This is a genomic window from Nonomuraea ceibae (genome assembly GCF_019396325.1).
Taxonomy (GTDB): Bacteria; Actinomycetota; Actinomycetes; order Streptosporangiales; family Streptosporangiaceae; genus Nonomuraea; species Nonomuraea ceibae.
The window spans coordinates 1-18,411 of sequence record NZ_JAHKRO010000059.1; the positions used below are offsets into that span (position 1 = coordinate 1).

At 74.9% G+C, this 18,411-nt stretch carries 16 protein-coding genes; 2 read left to right on the plus strand and 14 right to left on the minus strand.

Features of this window, described 5'->3' with window-relative positions:
* Nucleotides 1–60: 60 nt before the first annotated feature.
* The 5 genes from KME80_RS29795 to KME80_RS29815 form a co-directional block, all read right to left on the minus strand.
* Nucleotides 61–2,136: an MMPL family transporter gene (locus tag KME80_RS29795; RefSeq protein ID WP_219509721.1), complete on the minus strand. Its 2,076-nt coding sequence runs from the start codon at nucleotides 2,134–2,136 to the stop codon at nucleotides 61–63.
* Between the two features lie 29 nt (nucleotides 2,137–2,165).
* Nucleotides 2,166–2,939: an ABC transporter permease gene (locus KME80_RS29800; RefSeq protein ID WP_219509722.1), complete on the minus strand. Its 774-nt coding sequence runs from the start codon at nucleotides 2,937–2,939 to the stop codon at nucleotides 2,166–2,168.
* A 28-nt stretch (nucleotides 2,940–2,967) separates the two neighbouring features.
* On the minus strand, nucleotides 2,968–3,972 hold the full coding sequence (locus tag KME80_RS29805) for an ATP-binding cassette domain-containing protein (protein WP_219509723.1): 1,005 nt from the start codon (nucleotides 3,970–3,972) through the stop codon (nucleotides 2,968–2,970).
* A gap of 100 nt (nucleotides 3,973–4,072) precedes the next feature.
* Nucleotides 4,073–4,549: a flavin reductase family protein gene (locus tag KME80_RS29810; RefSeq protein WP_219509724.1), complete on the minus strand. Its 477-nt coding sequence runs from the start codon at nucleotides 4,547–4,549 to the stop codon at nucleotides 4,073–4,075.
* The gene (locus KME80_RS29815) at nucleotides 4,546–5,547 is read right to left on the minus strand and encodes a beta-ketoacyl-ACP synthase 3 (RefSeq protein ID WP_219509726.1); all 1,002 of its coding nucleotides are present in this window, start codon (nucleotides 5,545–5,547) and stop codon (nucleotides 4,546–4,548) included. Before KME80_RS29815 ends, KME80_RS29810 begins: the two co-directional genes overlap by 4 nt.
* A gap of 140 nt (nucleotides 5,548–5,687) precedes the next feature.
* On the opposite strand from KME80_RS29815, the gene KME80_RS29820 reads away from it, so the two are divergent.
* On the plus strand, nucleotides 5,688–5,948 hold the full coding sequence (locus tag KME80_RS29820; protein ID WP_219509727.1) for an acyl carrier protein: 261 nt from the start codon (nucleotides 5,688–5,690) through the stop codon (nucleotides 5,946–5,948).
* Nucleotides 5,949–5,976: 28 nt separating this feature from the next.
* Nucleotides 5,977–9,126, plus strand: coding sequence for an ATP-binding protein (locus KME80_RS29825; RefSeq protein WP_219509728.1), 3,150 nt, complete (start codon nucleotides 5,977–5,979; stop codon nucleotides 9,124–9,126).
* A 141-nt stretch (nucleotides 9,127–9,267) separates the two neighbouring features.
* Here the strand turns inward: KME80_RS29825 and KME80_RS29830 are convergent, their stop codons facing one another.
* The 9 genes from KME80_RS29830 to KME80_RS29870 all read right to left on the minus strand — a co-directional run bounded on the left by KME80_RS29830 (nucleotide 9,268) and on the right by KME80_RS29870 (nucleotide 18,398).
* Complete coding sequence (locus KME80_RS29830) at nucleotides 9,268–11,031, minus strand: acetyl/propionyl/methylcrotonyl-CoA carboxylase subunit alpha (RefSeq protein WP_219509729.1); 1,764 nt, start codon at nucleotides 11,029–11,031, stop codon at nucleotides 9,268–9,270.
* Nucleotides 11,024–11,206, minus strand: coding sequence for an acyl-CoA carboxylase epsilon subunit (locus KME80_RS29835; protein WP_219509730.1), 183 nt, complete (start codon nucleotides 11,204–11,206; stop codon nucleotides 11,024–11,026). Before KME80_RS29835 ends, KME80_RS29830 begins: the two co-directional genes overlap by 8 nt.
* Nucleotides 11,206–12,750, minus strand: coding sequence for an acyl-CoA carboxylase subunit beta (locus KME80_RS29840; protein ID WP_219509776.1), 1,545 nt, complete (start codon nucleotides 12,748–12,750; stop codon nucleotides 11,206–11,208). The genes KME80_RS29835 and KME80_RS29840 overlap by 1 nt, the downstream gene beginning before the upstream one ends.
* A gap of 98 nt (nucleotides 12,751–12,848) precedes the next feature.
* A complete protein-coding gene (locus tag KME80_RS29845) occupies nucleotides 12,849–14,369 on the minus strand; it encodes an FAD-dependent monooxygenase (RefSeq protein WP_219509731.1) in 1,521 nt (506 codons plus the stop codon).
* Nucleotides 14,370–14,386: 17 nt separating this feature from the next.
* Nucleotides 14,387–14,992: a malonic semialdehyde reductase gene (locus tag KME80_RS29850; protein ID WP_219509732.1), complete on the minus strand. Its 606-nt coding sequence runs from the start codon at nucleotides 14,990–14,992 to the stop codon at nucleotides 14,387–14,389.
* Nucleotides 14,985–16,565 carry an FAD-dependent monooxygenase gene (locus KME80_RS29855; RefSeq protein WP_219509733.1) on the minus strand — a complete coding sequence of 527 codons (1,581 nt, stop codon included), beginning with the start codon at nucleotides 16,563–16,565 and terminating at the stop codon, nucleotides 14,985–14,987. The genes KME80_RS29850 and KME80_RS29855 overlap by 8 nt, the downstream gene beginning before the upstream one ends.
* Nucleotides 16,562–17,161 (minus strand): 2OG-Fe dioxygenase family protein, encoded by a 600-nt coding sequence (locus tag KME80_RS29860; RefSeq protein ID WP_219509735.1) that lies wholly within the window; start codon nucleotides 17,159–17,161, stop codon nucleotides 16,562–16,564. The genes KME80_RS29855 and KME80_RS29860 overlap by 4 nt, the downstream gene beginning before the upstream one ends.
* Complete coding sequence (locus KME80_RS29865) at nucleotides 17,161–17,913, minus strand: cyclase family protein (protein WP_219509736.1); 753 nt, start codon at nucleotides 17,911–17,913, stop codon at nucleotides 17,161–17,163. The genes KME80_RS29860 and KME80_RS29865 overlap by 1 nt, the downstream gene beginning before the upstream one ends.
* Nucleotides 17,910–18,398, minus strand: coding sequence for an aromatase/cyclase (locus KME80_RS29870; protein WP_219509738.1), 489 nt, complete (start codon nucleotides 18,396–18,398; stop codon nucleotides 17,910–17,912). Before KME80_RS29870 ends, KME80_RS29865 begins: the two co-directional genes overlap by 4 nt.
* Between the last annotated feature and the right edge of the window lie 13 nt (nucleotides 18,399–18,411).

Sequence of the window (18,411 nt, forward strand, 5' to 3'; positions counted from 1 at the left end):
CTGCCCCATCATCCCAGCCCCGGGGCCCGGTGCGGCCTCCCGGGAGGCCGCACCGCCCGGTCACCGGGTGCCGACGGGGCTCTCCGCCGGCGCCGGGCTCCCGGACGCGGGGACGGGCAGCCTCGGCCACCAGACCCGCCAGTCCAGCAGCAGCGCCACCCCCGGCACCAGCACCGAGCGCACCAGCAGCGTGTCGAGCAGCACGCCGAACGCCACCAGCAGGCCGAGCTCGATCATGAACACGAGCGGCAGCGTCGCCATCGCGCCGAACGTCGCGGCCAGCACCACGCCCGCCGACGTGATCACGCCGCCGGTCGTCACCAGGGCCCGGACCACCCCGCGCGGCGTGCCGATCCGCGCGCTCTCCTCCCGCGCCCTGGTCATCAGGAAGATGTTGTAGTCCACGCCCAGCGCCACCAGGAACAGGAAGCCGAGCACGACCAGCGTGGGATCCAGCCCCGGCAGGCCGAGCACCTGGACGAAGACGAACGTCATCACGCCCAGCGCCGCCGCGAACGAGACCACCACCGTGGCGATCAGCACCAGCGGCGCCACCACCGAGCGCAGCAGCAGGCCCAGCACCAGCGACACCACGAGGAGGATGAGCGGGATCAGCCTGCGCTCGTCGGCGGCGGCGGCCTTGATCGTGTCGAGGTTCTGCGCGCTCGGCCCGCCCACCCGGGCGCTCGGGTCGACGGCCGCGATCCGGGCGCGGAGCGTCTCGATGGCGGCGTACTCCGGCGGGGTGTCCGGCTTGTGCCGCAGGAGCACCGCGAACTCGGTCAGCCCGTTGCCGAGCTGGCCCTTGGTGATCTGCGAGACGCCCGGCGTGGACTGCGCGGCGGCCCGCAGCCGGTCGCCCGTCTCCGCCTTGCCGATCACGATGAGCGGCTGCCCGCCGAGGTCGGGGAAGTGCGCGGGGATCTGCTGCAGCCCGCTGATGGACTCCGGCTTGTTGACGAACTGGTCCATCTGGCGCAGCGGGCTCGCCGGGGTCAGCAGGCCCAGCGCCATGACGCCGAGCAGCAGCAGCGACCCGGCCACGGCGGTCACCCGGCGGCGCGCCACCGCCTCGCCCAGCCGCGACCACAGGCTGGACGCGCTCGGCCCCGGGTCGCCCAGGCGCGGGATCCTCGGCCAGAACGCGGGCCGCCGCAGCAGCACCAGCACCGCGGGGAACAGCGTCAGCATCGCGGCGAGCGCGCTCAGGATCGCCACCGTGGCGACCGGGCCGAGCCCCTTGAGGCTGTTCATGTCGGCCGCGAGCAGGCACAGCAGCCCGGCGATCACGGTGGCGGCGGAGGCGACGACGGCCGGGGCGCTGCGCCGCAGCGCGGTGCCCATGGCCGACAGCGGCTCGTCCTGGAGGCGCAGCTCCTCCCGGTAGCGGGCGACGATCAGCAGCGCGTAGTCGGTCGCCACCCCGAACACCAGGATGATGAGGATCGCCGAGTTCTGGTCGCTGACCGTCAGCCCGAACGCCTCCACCAGCAGGTACGCGCCCGCCTGGGAGAGCACCACGGCCGCGCCCGCGCACAGCAGCGGGATGAGCCACAGCAGCGGGCTGCGGTAGGTCAGCACCAGGATCAGGGCCACCACGATCGTGGCCGCGATCAGCAGGCTCTCGTCGATGCCGTCGAAGACCGTGTCGATGTCGGCCTCGATCCCGCCGGGGCCCGACACCTTCACGTCCAGGCCGGCGGGCCGCTCGGCCACGACGGCGCGCATGCCGTCGATGTAGGTCGCGGGCGCGCCCCGCTCGGACGGGACGGACGCGATGGTGAACGCCGCCTTCCCGTCGGGCGACAGGTCCACCTTGCCCTCGTTCGGCGGGGGCACGCCCGGCTTGCCGAACCGGGCGATCAACGTGTCGAGATGCCGCTTGACCGTGTCCTTGTCCTCCTGGGTGAGCCCGCTGTCGCGCACGTACACGATCAGGAACTCGTAGTCCTGGCCGCGCGGGAGCCGCGTCTCCAGCGCGGTCACCTGCGTCGACTGGGCGCTGGACGGCAGATAGTCCACGACGCTGTCGCTCTTGACGCCGTCGAGCCTGGCCGCCAGCGGCAGGGCGCCCGCGACCAGGGCCGCCCAGATAACGATCATCACCCAGGGCAGTGCCTTGCGGGTGCGGTTCATCGGTGGAACTCCTTCGTCGGTGACGCCGGTCATCCGGACCTGCGCCGGAACCGGTGGATGGCGAGCGGCGCGAAGAGCGCGGTCAGGGCGGCGATCCACACGGCCGACCACATCAGCGGCCGGGCCACCTCCCCGCCGAGCAGCAGCCCGCGCATGGTGTCGGCGACCGACGTGACCGGGTTGAGGTTCACCCAGACCTGCAGCCAGCCGGGCATGGTCTCCGTCGGCACGAACAGGTTGCCGGTGAAGGCCAGCGGAAGAATGATCAGGAACGCGAACTCCGACGCGCTCTCCGCCGCGCGCACGGTCAGCCCCAGCAGCGCCGACCCCCACGACATGGCGAAGCCGAAGCACAGCAGCACCACGACCGCCGCGAGCGTCTCCAGGACGCCGGTCCGGATGCGGAAGCCCAGCAGCATGCCGACGACCATCAGGACGACGATGGACAGCAGGTAGCGGACCATCTCGCCGAGGATCGCCCCGGTCAGCGGGGAGAAGCGGGCGATCGGCAGGCTGCGGAACCGGTCGTAGACGCCTTTCTTGAAGTCGGTGCCGAGCGCGGTGCCCAGCCGCATCGTGGCGAACAGCGTGGCCTGCACGAGCATGCCCGGCAGCGCGAACTGCAGGTAGTCGCGCCAGTCGCCCTTGATCGCGCCGCCGAACACGAACGTGAACAGCAGCACGATCACGATGGGCTGGACGACCAGCTCGATGATCTCCTCGGGGTTGGTCTTCAGGTGCAGCAGGCTGCGCCGGGTCAGCGTCAGCGTCTCGCGCGCGCCGGCGACGGGAACGGTGGTCATCGGGACTCCTCGGTGGATGCGGGCCGGCTCACGGCTCGGCGCGACCGGCGGCGGCCTCGCGCGCGGCGGCGGCCGTGCCCGCCGGACTCGCCGGGCTCGTCGTGGCCGCGCGGTGCCCGGTCAGGGTCAGGAACACCTCGTCCAGGCTCGGCCGCCGCAGCGCCAGCTCGGCCACCTGGACGTCGGCCAGGTCGAGCCTGAGGACCACGGCCCGCAGCACGTCCGGGTCGGCGACGGGCACGCTCACCCGCCGGTCCTCGACCGTGGCCGGGCCGCGCGCGATCTCGCCGAGGATCGTGGCGACCTCCCCGAGGTCCCGCTCGTTCGCCGGCCACACCTCCAGCACCTGGCCGCCGATCTTGCTCTTCAGCTCGAACGGGGTGCCGTCGGCGATGACGCGGCCGTGGTCGAACACCACGATCCGGTCGGCGAGCTGGTCGGCCTCCTCCAGGTACTGGGTGGTCAGCAGCACCGTCGTGCCGTCGGCCACCAGGGCGCGGATCACGTCCCAGAGGCCGTCGCGCGCCGCCGGGTCCAGGCCCGTCGTCGGCTCGTCCAGGAACAGCACCTGCGGCCGGCCGATGAGGCTCGCGGCCAGGTCGAGCTTGCGCCGCATGCCGCCCGAGTACGTCCCCGCCGCCCGCCTGGCCGCCTCCGTCAGGCCGAACTGCTCCAGCAGCTCGAAGCTGCGCAGCCGCGCGGTCTCCCTCGGCAGGCCGAGCAGCCGGCCGATGACCAGCAGGTTGTCCAGGCCGCTGATGATCTCGTCCACGGCCGCGTACTGGCCCGTCAGGCCGATGACCTTCCGCACCTTCGCGGCCTGCCTGACCACGTCGAACCCGCCGACCTCGGCGACGCCGCCGTCCGGGCGGGTCAGCGTGGCCAGGATGCGGACGGCCGTGGTCTTGCCGGCGCCGTTCGGGCCGAGCACGCCCAGCACCTCACCCGCTCGCGCGGCGAAGCTCACGCCGTCGAGCGCGCGCGTGGAACCGTACCGTTTGCCGAGGTCGTCGGCCCGGATGGCGTAGGTCATGGCCACCTCCTTACGTGTGTGGGTGTGATCTGAGACGAGGATCGTCGGCGGCCCTGTCCCCGCCCGCACCCCGTGCTGTCCCGGGGCTGTCCCGGTCCTGTTACGGCGAGCCGAGCCGGTGGAAGGCGCGGTTGAAGTAGATGAGCGGGTCGCCGTGGCGGAAGCGCACCCAGGTGACCCGGCCCAGCAGGAGCATGTGGTCACCGGCGTCGTAGCGGTCCTCGATCGCGCACTCGACCACGCACATCGCCGCCTCGACCGCCGGCAGCCCGGCCGGGGTCTCGCGGGCGACGCCGGAGCCGAACTTGTCCGCGGCGGTGTTGGCGAAGCGCAGCGCCACCTCGTCCTGGCCGTCGCGCAGCATGCTGACGGCGAAGCTCTCGCACGCGGCGAAGACCGGGTAGCAGTTGGCCGACTGGGCCAGGCACACCAGCAGCAGCGGCGGGCTGAGCGAGACCGAGCAGAAGGACGTGGCGGTGAACCCGTACGGCTCGCCGTCCCCGCCGACGGTGGTGACCACGGTCACGCCGCTGGCGTAGGCGGCCATGGCCGAGCGGAAGGCGTCTGACGAGGTCATGGAAGGTGCACGACCTGTCCGGCGTAGTTGAGCCCGGCGCCGAACCCCATGAGCAGCGCCGCGTCACCGGACGCCGCCCGCCCCGAGCGCAGCAGCGCTTCCATGGCCAGCGGGATGGACGCCGCCGAGGTGTTGCCGCTGACGACCACGTCGTCGGCGACCGCGACGTGGTCCGGCAGGCCGATCCTGGCCGCCAGGATCTCGATCATGCGCAGGTTCGCCTGGTGCGGGACGAACGCGGCCAGGTCACCCGGGGCCAGCCCGGCCAGCTCCAGCGCCCGCCGCCCGGCGGGCACCGCGTGCTCCACCGCCCACCGGAAGACGCGCCGGCCGTCCATCTTCATCCTCGGCGGCGGCAGCGTCGGGTCGGCGCGGAAGGCGCCCCACCCGGTGTTCATGCGCAGCGCGTCCCGCGACGACCCGTCCGCGCCGCGCACCACCGGGCCGATCCCCGGCGCCGCCGACGGCCCCACCACGACCGCGCCCGCGCCGTCGGCGAACAGGAACGCGATGCCCCGATCGGTGGGGTCGACGATGTCGGTCATCCGCTCCACCCCGGCGACCAGCACGTACCTGGCCTGCCGGGTCGAGACCATGTCACCCGCGATCGCCAGCGCGTGACAGAACCCCGCGCACGCCGCCGACACGTCGAACCCCGCCGAGCCCGTCGCCCCCAGGTCGGCCGCCACCGTGACGGCCAGGGGCGGCGTCTGCACCAGGTTCGACATGCTGGCCACGATCACGCAGTCGACCTCGCCCGCCCCGACGCCCGCGTGCCGCAGCGCCGACCGGGACGCCGACACCGCCATCACCGCGAGCGTCTCGTCCTTCTCGGCGAAGCGGCGGCTGCGGATGCCGGAGCGGGTCTCGATCCACTCCTCCGTCGAGTCGATCCACTCGCAGATCTCCTTGTTGCTGACCACGCGTCGCGGCCGGTGGACGCCCACCCCGAGAATCCGGCTGTGCGTCCGCGGTGCCGCCAGAAGCTGGCTGGTCATGGCAGTCTCGGACCTCCTTGCGTCGGTGTCGGGCGCATGCTCGCGAGCTCCGGTGGAGGGCAGATCGAGGACCGCTGGAGGAAGCCCGCCTCCAGCCCGTCTCCAGAGGTTCTCCAGCGCCGCCCGTCAGCCTGGCCGGCATGACGGAGTTCACCTTCGACGACCTGAAGCGCGTCGTCAGCACCTGCCTCGGCACCACGGAGGCGGCCGACCTCACCCCCGAGTCCGCCGACACCCCCTTCGAGGAGCTCGGCCTGGACTCGCTGGCCCGGTACGAGGTGGCCACGGTGCTCCAGGAGCAGCTCGGCCTGCCCATCCCCGACGAGGACATCGACCGCATGCTCTCCCCCCGGCAGACGCTGACGTACGTGAACGAAAGGCTGGCCGCCGCCGCGTCCTGACCGATCGGCGGTGTCCTAGAGTCGCCCTGTGGAGTTTCGGATCCTGGGTCCGCTCGAAGTGCGGCGCGACGGCCAGCTGATCGAGGTCAGAGGCGCCCGGCTCCGGGCGCTGCTCGTCGTCCTCGGCCTCAATGTCGGCCAGGTGGTCCCGGCCGACCGGCTGATCGCCGAGCTGTGGGCCGACGGGGCGCCGGTCGACGCCGTCAACGCGCTGCACTCCCTGGTGTCGCGGCTGCGCTCGGCCGTCGGCCGCGACACGATCGACTCCCGGCTCGGCGGCTACGTGCTGGCGGCCGACCCCGACGACGTCGACGTGCGCCGCTTCGAGCGGCTGGCCGCCGCCGGGCAGGCCGCGCTCGCCGCGCAGGACCACTCCACCGCCGCCGACCTGCTCGGCCGGGCCCTGGAGCTGTGGCGCGGCCCCGCGCTCCTCGACGTCGCCGACGCCATGTTCGCCCAGGGCACGATCGCCCGGCTGGAGGAGCTGCGGCTGTCGGCCACCAAGGACCGGATCGAGGCCGACCTCGCGCTCGGCCGGCACGCGACGCTGCTGCCCGAGATGGAGGCGCTCGTCGCCGCCCACCCGCTGGACGAGCGGCTGCGCGCCCTCCAGATGCGCGCCCTGTACGCCGCCGACCGCCAGGTCACCGCGCTGGAGGTCTACGAGCAGACCAAGCAGGCGCTGGCCGACGAGCTCGGCATCGACCCCTCGCCCGAGCTGGAGACCACCTACCTGGCCGTGCTCCGGCGCGACCCCCTCGTCCGCGGCCGCCGCCAGGAGCGGCGCACCAACCTGCGGGCGGCGCTCACCTCGTTCGTCGGCCGCGACGCCGAGGTCGAGCTCGTCGAACGCTGCCTGGCCGAGCACCGGCTGACCACGCTCGTCGGGCCGGGCGGCGCCGGCAAGACCCGGCTGGCCCAGGAGGTCGGCGCGCGGGCCGTCCCCCGCATGCGCGACGGCGTCTGGCTGGTGGAGCTGGCCGCGCTCACCGACCCGGCCGACCTCCCGCAGGCCGTCGCCTCCGTCCTGCACCCGACCGAGGGCATCCTGCTGACCGGCGCGCGCGACGGCGAGCCGCCCGCCGTCGGCATCGGCCACCTCGTCTCCATGCTGGCCTCCCGCCAGCTCCTGATCGTGCTCGACAACTGCGAGCACCTGATCGACGACGTGGCCCGGCTCGCCGAGACGCTGCTCGGCTCCTGCCCCGGGCTGCGGCTGCTGGCCACCAGCCGCGAGTCGCTGAACATCGCGGGCGAGCGGCTCGCCCCGGTGCCGCCGCTCACCGTCCCGCCCGAGGTCACCGGCCCGCCGGGCGCGCTCGCCGCCCCCGCCGTGCGGCTGTTCGCCGACCGCGCCCTGGCCGTCCTGCCCGGCTTCGCCGTCACCGAGGACAACGTCGACGACGTCGTACGGGTGTGCCGCAGGCTCGACGGGATGCCGCTGGCCATCGAACTGGCGGCGGCCCAGATGCGCGTCCTGTCGGTCGACCAGCTCGCCGAACGCCTCGACGACCGCTTCCGGCTCCTCGTCGGCGGCAGCCGCACCGCCTTCCCCCGCCACCAGACGCTGCGCGCCGTCGTCGACTGGAGCTGGGAACGGCTGGAGCCCGCCGAACGGGCGCTGCTGCGCAGGCTGGCGGTGTTCGCGGGCGGCGCCACCCTCGAATCCGCCGAGCGGGTCGCGGGCGCCGACGTGTTACCGCCGCTCGGCGCCCTGGTCGACAAGTCGCTGCTGCACGTGTCCCGCGAGCCCGCCGGCGTCCGCTACCGCATGCTGGAGACCGTACGCCTCTACGCCCTCGAACGCCTGGAGGAGTCCGGCGAACGCGAACGGCTGCGACGGGCGCACGCCACCCACTTCACCGAGGTCGCCGAACGCGCCGAGCCCGGCCTGCGCGGCCCCCGCCAGCTCGCCCTGCTGGCCCGCCTGACCGCCGAGCACGACAACCTGCGGGCCGCGCTGCGCCAGGCCATCGAGACCGGCGACGCCGCCACCGCCGTGCGGCTGGTGGCCGCGCTCGGCTGGTACTGGCGGCTGACCGGCTCACGCGGCGAGGGCGCCGAATGGACCAGGCAGGCCCTGGCCGCCGGGAAGGACGCGCCGGCTCGCGCCACCGTGCTCGCCCTCCTGCTCGGCGGCCTCGACGCCGGCCGCGAGCTGGCCGGCCGGGCCCGCGCCGCCGTCGCCGCCTGGCGCAACGAGGGCGAGCCCGGCGGCCACCCCTACCTCACGCTCGTGGAGCCCGCCCTGGCCATCGCCATGAAGGAGCCGCCGGGCCGCATCGTGGCGCTCGCCTCACGCCACACCGGCGACCCCGACCCGTGGACCAGGGCCACCGCGCTGCTGTGGCGCGGGCTGCGCCGTCTGGACGACGCCGACGAGCAGGCCGACGCCGACCTCGCGGCGGCGCTGGAGGCGTTCCGGGCCGCGGGCGACCGGTGGGGCATGGCCTCCGCGCTGCGCGCGACCGCCGAGATCGCCTCCGTACGCGGCGAGTACGCCCGCGCGCGGGCCGCCTACGCCGACGCGCTGCGGCTGTCCGACGAGCTCGGCGCTCGCCACGAGCGCCCCGCGCTGCTCTACCACCTGGCGGCGATCCAGCTGGAGAGCGGCGACCCCGACGCCGGGCTGGCTTGCCTGAGCGAGGCCCGGGAGATCGCCGAGGAGCTGGGGCAGCCCGCCACCGTCGCCGGGGTGCACCTGCTGCTGGGCAACCTGGCCCGCCGCGAGGGCGACCTCGCCCGGGCGCGCGACGAGCTGGCCGCCGCGCTCGCCATCGTCGACGGCAGCGGGCTCGACCTCATGGAGCTGCGCTCGCTCGTGATGACCTCCCTCGGCCTGCTGCACGCCCGCGAAGGGCTGCTGGAGCAGGCCGAGGAGTCGCACGGCCGGGCCCTGAGCGCCGCCGTGGGCAGCGCCGACGTGCCGATGATCGGCGCCGTGCTGGTCGGGTGCGCCGACCTGGCCGCCCGGCGTGGGGCCCCCGAGCGGGCGGCCGTGCTGCTCGGCGGGGCCGCCGCCATGGCGCCCGGCCCCGGGCTGTCGCGCCACGACCTGTCCGCCGTCACGCGCGTCGCCGCCGACCGGCTCGGCCGCCCCGCCTTCGACCGCCTCTACTCCCAGGGCCGCACCATGGACCGCGCGGAACTCATCGCCTACGGCCGCGCCACCCTCTGACCGCCCGGCCCTTTCCGGAGGCGCGCGGCCCTGCCCTCCGGCTTGCCCTCTCCGGGAGGGCTCGCGCGTCCCCCGCCCTCCGGCTGCCCCTCAGAGAGGGCGCGTGTCTCGTACGGGATGAAGGGGGCGTACCGGATGGAGTCAGGGGACGATCTCGCAGAGGACCGCGCCGCCCGCGACGGTCTGGCCCACCTCGGCGGCCAGCCCGCGGACCACGCCCGCCTGGTGCGCGGTGAGCGCCTGCTCCATCTTCATGGCCTCCAGGATGACCACCCCGTCGCCCTCCCGCACCGAGGCGCCGTCGGCGACGAGCACCCGGACGACCGTCCCCTGCATGGGGCTGACCAGCGCGTCCCCGCCCGCAACCGGCTTGCGCACGGGCTTGCGGCGCTTCGGCTCGCCCGGCCGCGCCTGGACGGCGGGCGCGGCGGCGGGCGGGACGGTCAGCCCGGCGGGCAGCGACACCGCCACGCGCCGCCCGGCCACCTCGACCGTGAGCCGGTCGCGCGGCGCGGGCGCCGCCTGCTCGGGCGCGGCCTCGTACGGCGGGATCAGGTTCACGAACTCCGTCTCGATCCACCGCGTGTGCACCCCGAACGGCGCCGCCGGATCGGCCGGGGCGAACGCCTCGTCGTCCAGCACCGCCCGGTGGAACGGCAGCACGGTCGGCATGCCCCCGATCTCGCACTGCGCCAGCGCCCGCCGCGCCCGCGCCAGCGCCTCCGCCCGGTCGCGGCCGGTGACCACCACCTTGGCCACGAGCGAGTCGAACGCGCCGGGCACGGTCATCCCCTCGTCGTAGCCGGGATCGACGCGCACCCCCGGGCCGGTGGGCAGCCGCAGCCGGGTCAGGGTGCCCGGCGCGGGCAGGAAGCCGCGGCCCGGGTCCTCGGCGTTGATCCGGAACTCGATGGAGTGCCCGTGCGGGACCGGGTCGCCGTGCTCCAGCCGCCCGCCGGCCGCGATGCGGAACTGCTCGCGGACCAGGTCGACGCCGGAGACCTCCTCGGTCACCGGATGCTCCACCTGAAGGCGCGTGTTGACCTCCAGGAACGTGACCGTCCCGTCCGCGCCGAGCAGGAACTCGCAGGTGCCGGCGCCGACGTACCCGGCCGCGCGCAGGATCGCCCGCGACGCGGCGGTGACCGACCCGGCCTGGGCGGGGGTCAGGAACGGCGCGGGCGCCTCCTCCACCAGCTTCTGGTGACGCCGCTGGAGCGTGCAGTCGCGGGTGGAGACCACCACGACCGTGCCGTCGGCGTCGGCCAGGCACTGGGTCTCCACGTGCCGGGGCCGGTCCAGGTAGCGCTCGGCGAAGCACTCGCCGCGCCCGAACGCCGCAGCCGCCTCCCGCACCGCGGACTCGTACAGCTCCGGGATCTCCTCCAGCGTCCTGGCCACCTTCATGCCGCGTCCGCCGCCCCCGTGCGCCGCCTTGATCGCGACCGGCAGCCCGTGCTCGCGGGCGAACGCGACCACCTCGGCGGCGCCGGACACCGGGCCGGGCGTGCCGGGCACGAGCGGCGCGCCCACCTCGCGGGCGATGCGGCGGGCGCTCACCTTGTCGCCCAGCAGCGTGATCGCCGACGGCGGCGGGCCGATCCACGTCAGGCCCGCGTCGAGGACGGCCTGCGCGAAGCCGGCGTTCTCGGCGAGGAAGCCGTAGCCGGGGTGGACCGCGTCCGCGCCGGCCCGCAGCGCCACGCCGATCAGGCGATCGGCGTCCAGGTACGTCTCGGCGGGCGTCCGGCCGCCCAGGGCGTAGGCCTCGTCGGCCACCCGGACGTGCAGCGCGTCGAGATCCTGCTCGGCGTAGACCGCGACGCTGGCGAGCCGGGCGTCGCGGCAGGCGTGGGCCACCCGCACAGCGATCTCGCCCCGGTTGGCGATGAGCACCTTACGCACGTGTTCTCCATGATCGTGGTGAGCGGTAGCCGGTCTCCCAGGCCCGCGGGACGGGCCGCCGGGCGGCGGCGGGTCCGGCGGGCGGGGCCGGGCTGCGGGCGACGAGCGCGACGATCAGGGCGGCGAGCTCCTCGTCGGTGAGCTCGGCGCCCTCCACCTGGATCGCGCCCGCCATCAGAACGGCGGGTTCCCGTGCTTGCGCGACGGCAGCGGCTGATGCTTGGACGCCAGCATCTCCAGCGAGCGGATGAGCGTGCGCCGCGTGTCGGCCGGGCTCACCACGTCGTCCACCAGGCCGCGCTCGGCCGCGTAGTAGGGGTGCATCAGCTCCCGTTTGTACTCGGCGATCCGCTCGGCGCGCACCGCCTGCGGGTCGGCGGCGGCGGCGATCTCCCTGCGGAAGATCACGTTCGCCGCGCCCTCCGCGCCCATGACCGCGATCTCGTTGGTCGGCCAGGCGTACGACAGGTCCGCGCCGATCGAGCGGGAGTCCATGACGATGTACGCGCCGCCGTACGCCTTGCGCAGGATGAGCTGGACGCGCGGCACGGTGGCGTTGCAGTAGGCGTACAGCAGCTTGGCGCCGTGGCGGATGATGCCGCCATGCTCCTGCTCGACCCCGGGCAGGAAGCCGGGCACGTCCACGAGCGTGACGAGCGGGATGTTGAAGGCGTCGCAGGTCTGGACGAAGCGGGCGGCCTTCGCCGAGGCGTCGATGTCCAGCGCGCCCGCGAAGGAGGCGGGCTGGCTGGCCACCACGCCCGCGACCCGGCCGCCGAGGCGGGCGAAGGCGCAGATGACGTTGGTGGCCCAGCCGGCGTGCACCTCCAGGAAGTCGCCGTGGTCGACGATCTCCTCGATGACGTCGCGCATGTCGTACGCCCGGCCGGGGTCGGCGGGCACCAGGTCGAGCAGCCGGTCGTTGCGCCGGTCGGCCGGGTCCTCCGGAAGCTGCTCGGGCGGCAGCTCGCGGTTGTTGGACGGCAGGAACGCGAGCAGGTCGCGCACCGTGGCCAGGCACTCCTCCTCGTCGTCGCAGGCGAAGGCCGCCACGCCGGAGACGCCCGCGTGCACGTCGGCGCCGCCGAGCTCGGCGTGGGTCACGCTGGCCCCGGTCACGGCCTCCACCACGTCGGGGCCGGTGATGAACATCTGGGCGATGTCGCGCACCATGAACGTGAAGTCGGTCAGCGCAGGGGAGTAGGCGGCCCCGCCCGCGCACGGCCCCATGATCACGCTGATCTGGGGCACCACCCCGGACATTCGGGCGTTGCGCTGAAATATCCCGCCATATCCGGCGAGGGCGGTGACGCCCTCCTGGATCCGCGCCCCGGCCCCGTCACAGAGCCCGACCAGCGGCGCGCCCGCCGCCTCGGCCAGGTCCATCAGCTTGTGGATCTTCTGCGCGTGCGCCTCGCCGAGCGCGCCGCCGAACATGCGGAAGTCGTGCGCGTAGGCGAAGACCGTCCGCCCGTGCACCTGACCCCAGCCCGTCACCACGCCGTCGGAGTACGGGCGCTTGCCCTCCATGCCGAACCCGCGCGCCCGGTGCCGCCGCAGCGGCTCCACCTCGGTGAAGGAGTCCTTGTCGAAGAGCAGGTCGATGCGCTCGCGCACGGTCAGCTTGCCCTTGCGGCGCTGCAGGCCGGTCTCCCGGTCGCCGGGCCCCTCCAGCACCCGCGCCTTCAGCCGGGCCAGCTCGGCGTCCCGCTCCCGCATGCTCCCGTCCACGCGCCCGGCCGGTCCGCCGGCCGGTCCGCCGGCCGATCCGCCGGCCGGTCCGCTGTCCGGTCCGCCGGGCCGCTCGTCGAGTGCCGTCATCCCGTCTCCCCCTCCCCGAACCAGGTGCGCAGCGCCCCGGTGAGCGCCTCCGCGCGGTATGCCGCCCCCTGCGGCAGCACCCAGGCCACGCAGCCGTCGGGCCTGAGCAGCATCGCGTCCACCCCGTCCACCTTGGCCCGCGCGGTGACGGTCCCGACGCGGGCCGACCAGGGCGCGATCCCGGCGCGCACCTCGGCCCGCCCGGCCAGGTCCAGCAGCAGCCCCCGCCCCCGGCCCAGCCGGTCGCGCAGCGTGGTGGCCGCTCCAGCAACCGCGCCGTCCAGCGGCAGGTCCGGGCAGAGGGTGCCGGCCAGCGGATGGTCGTCGCCCACGGCGTAACGGACCGACTGGCCGGTCTTCATGTCGACGATGCGCCGGGTGACCGGCTCCAGGCCGGTGAACTCGGCGAACAGCTCGCGCAGCGCCCGGCTCTGCGGGTCGGGCCGCATGAGCGCGGCCTGGGCGCGGGTGTTGTCCAGCAGCCCGGCGGCCACCGGGTGCCGCTCGGCCGTGTAGGTGTCCAGCAGCCCTGCGGGAGCCCAGCCGTGGACCTGGGCGGCCAGCTTCCAGCCCAGGTTCGCGGCGTCCGCCAGGCCGACGTTGAGCCCCTGGCCGCCGAACGGCGCGTACACGTGCGCGGCGTCGCCCGCCAGCAGCACCCGGCCCCGGCGGTAGGTGGTGGCCTGCCGCGCCTCGTCGGTGTAGACGAACCCGGACAGCAGCTCGTCGATGACCACCTCGACCCCGCTCACCCGGCGCACGCTGGCCTCCAGGTCCGTGAGCGTGAGCGGCGCCGCCGGATCGGCGGGCGGGCCGTCGAACTCGACCGACGCCACCCGGTCGGCGCCGAACCCGGCGAAGACGAACACGCCGCGCTCGGTGTGGTGGAAGCCGCGCGGCAGCGCCCGCCTGGCCTCCTCCGACAGCCGTACGACGCCGTCGCGGCCGGTCAGGCTGCCCGGCGTGCCCGCGAAGCCGAAGCCCGCCAGCTCGCGCACGGTGCTGCGCCCGCCGTCGCAGCCGGCCAGGTAGGCGCAGCGCAGCCGCAGCGCCCCGGCCGGGGTGGCCACGTCCACGCTCACGCCGTCGCCGTCCTGGGACAGGCCGGTGACCTCGTGCTCGCGGCGCACGTCCACGCCCAGGCTCCTGGCGTGCCGGGCGAGGATGTCCTCCAGCGCCGGCTGGTCGACGCGGACCCGGCGGCGGTCGGGGTCGGAGGCGAGCGACGGGTCGAGGAAGATCCCGCCGAAGTGCTCGCGCGGGCCGCCCGGCTTGCCGGTGAGCCGCAGGTCGCGCTCGTTCGCGGCCTCCTCGGCGGCGCGCAGCTCCGCGCCCAGGCCCAGCCCGCGCACCGCCTCGGCCGCCAGCGGGCCCATCGAGCCGGCCTTGACCGCCCGCTCGGGCCGGGCCCGCCGCTCCAGCACGAGCACCGCCACCCCGGCGGCGCGCAGCTCGCAGGCGAGCATGAGCCCGACCGGGCCGCCGCCCGCCACGACCACGTCGAAGTCGTTGGTCATCTCAGCTCCTCAATCGTCTAGATCACGGTCACGGCGTCGTCGAACTCCAGCCTCGGCAGCCGGGGCGGCGGCGTGCCCGGCACGGGCCTGCCCAGGTTCAGCACGGCCAGCGTGGTGTGCCTGCCGTCGCCGAAGAACTCCTTGTCGAGCCCGCCGGGGTCGAAGCCCATCGTGGGCGCCGCCGCCAGCCCGGCGGCGCGCACGCCGAGGATCAGGTACGCGATCTGCAGGGCCGCGTTGAAGCGGGCCGACTCCTCGCGCACGCGCGGGTCCTCGAACAGGCGCGCCGCGTCCGGCCGGCCGGGGAACAGCTCCGGCAGCCGCTCGTGGAAGCACAGGTCGGCGGCCAGCAGCGCGGTCAGCGGGGCCGCCGCCGTCCTGGCCCTGCCGGGCCCGGACATCCACCGGACCGCGTTCGCCCTGGCCTCGGCCGAGCGCAGGAGCACGATCCGCAGCGGCTGCTGGTTCATCGAGGTGGGCCCGTACCGGACCAGGTCGTAGACGGCCCGGACCAGGTCGTCGCCGACGGGCTCGCCGGTGAACACATCGACCGTGCGGGCCTCGCGGAACAGCAGGTCCTGCGCGGCCCGGTCGAGCAGCAGCCCGAAGGCGCCCTCAGCCATCGCCGAACCACCTGGCCAGCGCCGAGAGCAGCCCCTCGTACGGGCGCCCGTCACCGGCCGGCAGCACCCAGGCCACGCAGCCGTCGGGCCTGACCAGCGCCGCGTCGATCCCGTCGAGCCCGGCCCCGGCGGTGACGACCGCGACCCGATCGGCCCACGGCGCCGCCGCGGCGCGCACCTCGGCGCGGTCCGCCTGGTCGAGCAGGACGCCCCGGCCCCGGCCCAGGTGGTCGAAGAGCCGCTTGCCCGTCGACAGCTCCAGGTCCGGCAGCAGCGTCCCGGCCAGCGGATGCTCCTCGCCCAGGTCGTAGCGGACGGACAGGCCGGTCACCATGTCGTAGACGCGCCGGTTGACCACGTCGAGGCCGAGCACGCCCGCGAACAGCTCGCGCAGCGCCCGGCTCTGCGGGTCCGGCCGCATGAGCGCCGTCTGGGCGCGGGTGTTGTCCAGGAGCCGCGCCGCCACCGGGTGCCGCTCGGCCGTGTAGGAGTCCAGCAGCCCCTCCGGGGCCCGCCCCTGGACCTGCGCGGCCAGCTTCCAGCCCAGGTTGGCGGCGTCGACCAGGCCGACGTTGAGCCCCTGGCCGCCGAACGGCGGGTGCACGTGCGCGGAGTCGCCCGCCAGCAGCACCCGGCCCAGCCGGTACGTGGCCGCCTGCCGGGTGTGGTCGGTGAAGCGGACCCCGGACAGCAGCCGGTCGACGGCCGCCTCGGTCCCGCTCACCCGGCGCACGCTCTCCTGGAGCTCCTCGGCGGTCAGCGGCGCGTCTCGGTCCTGCGGCGGGCCGTCGAACTCCACGGTCGCCACCCGGTTGGCGCCGAAGGCGGCGAACAGGTAACCGCCCCGATCGGTCAGGTTGAAGCCCGGCCGCAGCCCGCCCGCGCCGGCCATGCGGACCAGGCCCTGCCTGCCGGTGAGGGTCGGATCGGTGCCGTCGAAGGCGAAACCGGCCAGCTTGCGCACGGTGCTGCGGCCGCCATCGCAGCCGGCCAGGTAGGCGCAGCGCAGCCGCAGCTCGCCGCCCGGGGTGGCGACCTTGACGCTCACGCCGTCGCCGTCCTGGGACAGGCCGGTGACCGTGTGCTCGTGCCGCACGTCCACGCCGAGCCGGCCGGCGTGCTCGGCGAGGATGCGGTGCAGGGTGAGCTGGTCCACCCGGACCCGGCGGCGGCCGGGGTCGGACGACAGCGCCGCGTCGAGGGGCAGCCCGGCGAAGTGCTCCGGCGGCCCCGCGTGCCCCGGCGCCCGCCCCCCGGGAGCTCCCGGCGGGCCACCCCCCGGCGGGCCACCGCCCGGCCGTCCGGCCGGGGCGGCGGACAGGAGCTTGGCCAGCATCTCCTCGTCGCGCCTGATCGCCTCGGCCTCGGCCTCCATCAGCGCCTCGCCCAGCCCGAGCCGGGCGACGGCCTCGGCCGCCAGCGGCCCGATGATGCCCGCCTTCGGCATCGGGTCCGGCTCGGGGTCGCGTTCGAGGACGAGCACCGTCACGCCCGCCGAGCGCAGCTCGCAGGCCAGCATCATCCCCACGGGCCCCGCGCCCGCGATCACCACCTCGTGGAAGCCCCCGGTCATGACCGCCCCTCGCCGTCCGTGCGGGTCAGCGACACGACGAGCACGTCCCGCTGCGCCCGGCCCCCCGCCTTGGGGGTGAACGGCGTGCAGTGGTGGGTCAGCGCCCGGTCGTCGAGCAGCAGCGTCTCGCCCGGGTTCAGGCGGCGCTCGAAGACCAGCGAGGTCTCGTCCTCGGCGGTGGCCAGCATGTGCACGGCCCCGTTGACGTTCTCCTCTGCGACGACGGTGACGAGCACGTGGTCGCCGCCGCCCTGGTGGAAGCCCTGGGACGGGTGCGCGTTCTGCCGGTCGTCGGCGTAGTTGCGGACCTGGAAGACGGTCAGCGCGAACTCCTCGCCCGGCAGCCACGCGCGCACGCGCGGGTCGCCGACCTGGGCGGCGACGAAGTTGCGCACCGCGGCCCCCAGCGGGTCGTACGGCGAGCCGCCGTCGCCCTCGTGCCAGGTGACGGCGGTGCCCTTGACCTGGCCGGTGCCGGTCGCGACGTGGCGGACCACCTCGTCGTCCTTGAAGCCGACGTTGGCCGACAGGCCGGAGAAGCTCGCCACGAGCCCTTCGGTGATCTTGTCGATGCTGCTGAACGTGCGATAGAACATCAGCTCTCCTCCATGATGGCGACCACCCGGGTCCAGCCGGCTCCCGCGCCCGCGATCGACACCGGGAAGCACGAGACGTCGAACCCGGTGGCGGCGGGCAGCGTCCCGAGCCCGGCCAGCTTCTCCAGCTGCAGATACTCCTTGCGCCGCCCGTAGACGTGGGCGGGCCACAGGCACGCCTTGTCCCCGGTGCGCTTGTAGTCCTCGACCATCGCGCGCATCGGCCGGTCCAGCCCCCACGCGTCGATGCCGATGACCCGCACGCCGCTCTCGACCAGGAACTCGGTGCCCTCGCCGGACAGCCCGGCGTAGTCGGTCAGGTAGCGGGCGCTGCCCCACAGCGCGTCGGCGCCGGTCCACAGCAGCACGATGTCGCCGGGGGCGAGCCGGTGCCCGGCCGCGTCGAGCGCCGCCGTGAGCCGTTCGACGGTGACGGCCTCGCCCGAGGGCACGTCGCGTACGTCCAGGCGGACGCCGGGCCCGTGACACCACTCCAGCGGCACCTGGTCGATGCTCCTGGCGGGCCGGCCCGCCGTCAGCGGGCCGTAGTGCAGCGGCGCGTCCATGTGCGTGCCGGTGTGGGTGGTCAGCGTGACGGTCTCGTTGGAGATGGCCATCCCGTCGGGGAAGTCCTCGGGGCTCAGCCCGAGGACGATCGCGCCCGTACGGTGGTCGAGCAGGTCCACCGTCACCGGCGTGGCCTCGCTCGGCGTGTCGCGGGTGGCGACGCTCAGGTCGTAGAACCGCTTCACGCGACCGCGCCGGCGGCGAGCCGCTCGGCCTCCGACTTGACCGCGCCGAGGTCGGCCACGCTGTTGCGCTCGACGGCCGCGCGCAGCATCGTGTCGGCCTCCTCCGGCGTGAACCGGCCCGCGACCTTGCCGCCGACCGGCTCGCGCGCCTCGAAGTCGTGCGTCAGCACGAGCTGCGTGCGGTCCTCCCCGAACGGGAAGGCCCGCCACTCGCCGCCCATCCGCCCGACGATCGGCGCGGTCTCCAGCTGCCGGTAGGCGATGACGCGCCGCCCGGCGTCGATGTCCCTGCGCGACACCCAGGTCGCAAGCTCCCCGCTGACGTCCACCAGGAACCGGGCGATCTGGTACGTGTCGTCGCCCTCCAGGATCGTGACCTCCTGGGTGGGCGGGAAGATCCTGGCGTACCCCTCCACGTCGACCAGCAGGTCCCAGACGACGCTGACGGGGGCGTCCACGGTCACGGTGTGCTCGGCGTACGGCATGGCGCTTCCTCCT

Bases quoted from the DNA above. Each gene is read 5' to 3' on its own strand.
- KME80_RS29795 (WP_219509721.1), bottom strand. From the start codon at position 2,136: ATGAACCGCACCCGCAAGGCACTGCCCTGGGTGATGATCGTTATCTGG.
- KME80_RS29815 (WP_219509726.1), bottom strand. From the start codon at position 5,547: ATGACCAGCCAGCTTCTGGCGGCACCGCGGACGCACAGCCGGATTCTC.
- KME80_RS29835 (WP_219509730.1), bottom strand. From the start codon at position 11,206: ATGGCGGGCGCGATCCAGGTGGAGGGCGCCGAGCTCACCGACGAGGAG.
- KME80_RS29855 (WP_219509733.1), bottom strand. From the start codon at position 16,565: ATGACCGGGGGCTTCCACGAGGTGGTGATCGCGGGCGCGGGGCCCGTG.
- KME80_RS29840 (WP_219509776.1), bottom strand. From the start codon at position 12,750: ATGCGGGAGCGGGACGCCGAGCTGGCCCGGCTGAAGGCGCGGGTGCTG.
- KME80_RS29805 (WP_219509723.1), bottom strand. From the start codon at position 3,972: ATGACCTACGCCATCCGGGCCGACGACCTCGGCAAACGGTACGGTTCC.
- KME80_RS29860 (WP_219509735.1), bottom strand. From the start codon at position 17,161: ATGTTCTATCGCACGTTCAGCAGCATCGACAAGATCACCGAAGGGCTC.
- KME80_RS29810 (WP_219509724.1), bottom strand. From the start codon at position 4,549: ATGACCTCGTCAGACGCCTTCCGCTCGGCCATGGCCGCCTACGCCAGC.
- KME80_RS29820 (WP_219509727.1), top strand. From the start codon at position 5,688: ATGACGGAGTTCACCTTCGACGACCTGAAGCGCGTCGTCAGCACCTGC.
- KME80_RS29800 (WP_219509722.1), bottom strand. From the start codon at position 2,939: ATGACCACCGTTCCCGTCGCCGGCGCGCGCGAGACGCTGACGCTGACC.
- KME80_RS29870 (WP_219509738.1), bottom strand. From the start codon at position 18,398: ATGCCGTACGCCGAGCACACCGTGACCGTGGACGCCCCCGTCAGCGTC.
- KME80_RS29850 (WP_219509732.1), bottom strand. From the start codon at position 14,992: ATGGCTGAGGGCGCCTTCGGGCTGCTGCTCGACCGGGCCGCGCAGGAC.
- KME80_RS29845 (WP_219509731.1), bottom strand. From the start codon at position 14,369: ATGACCAACGACTTCGACGTGGTCGTGGCGGGCGGCGGCCCGGTCGGG.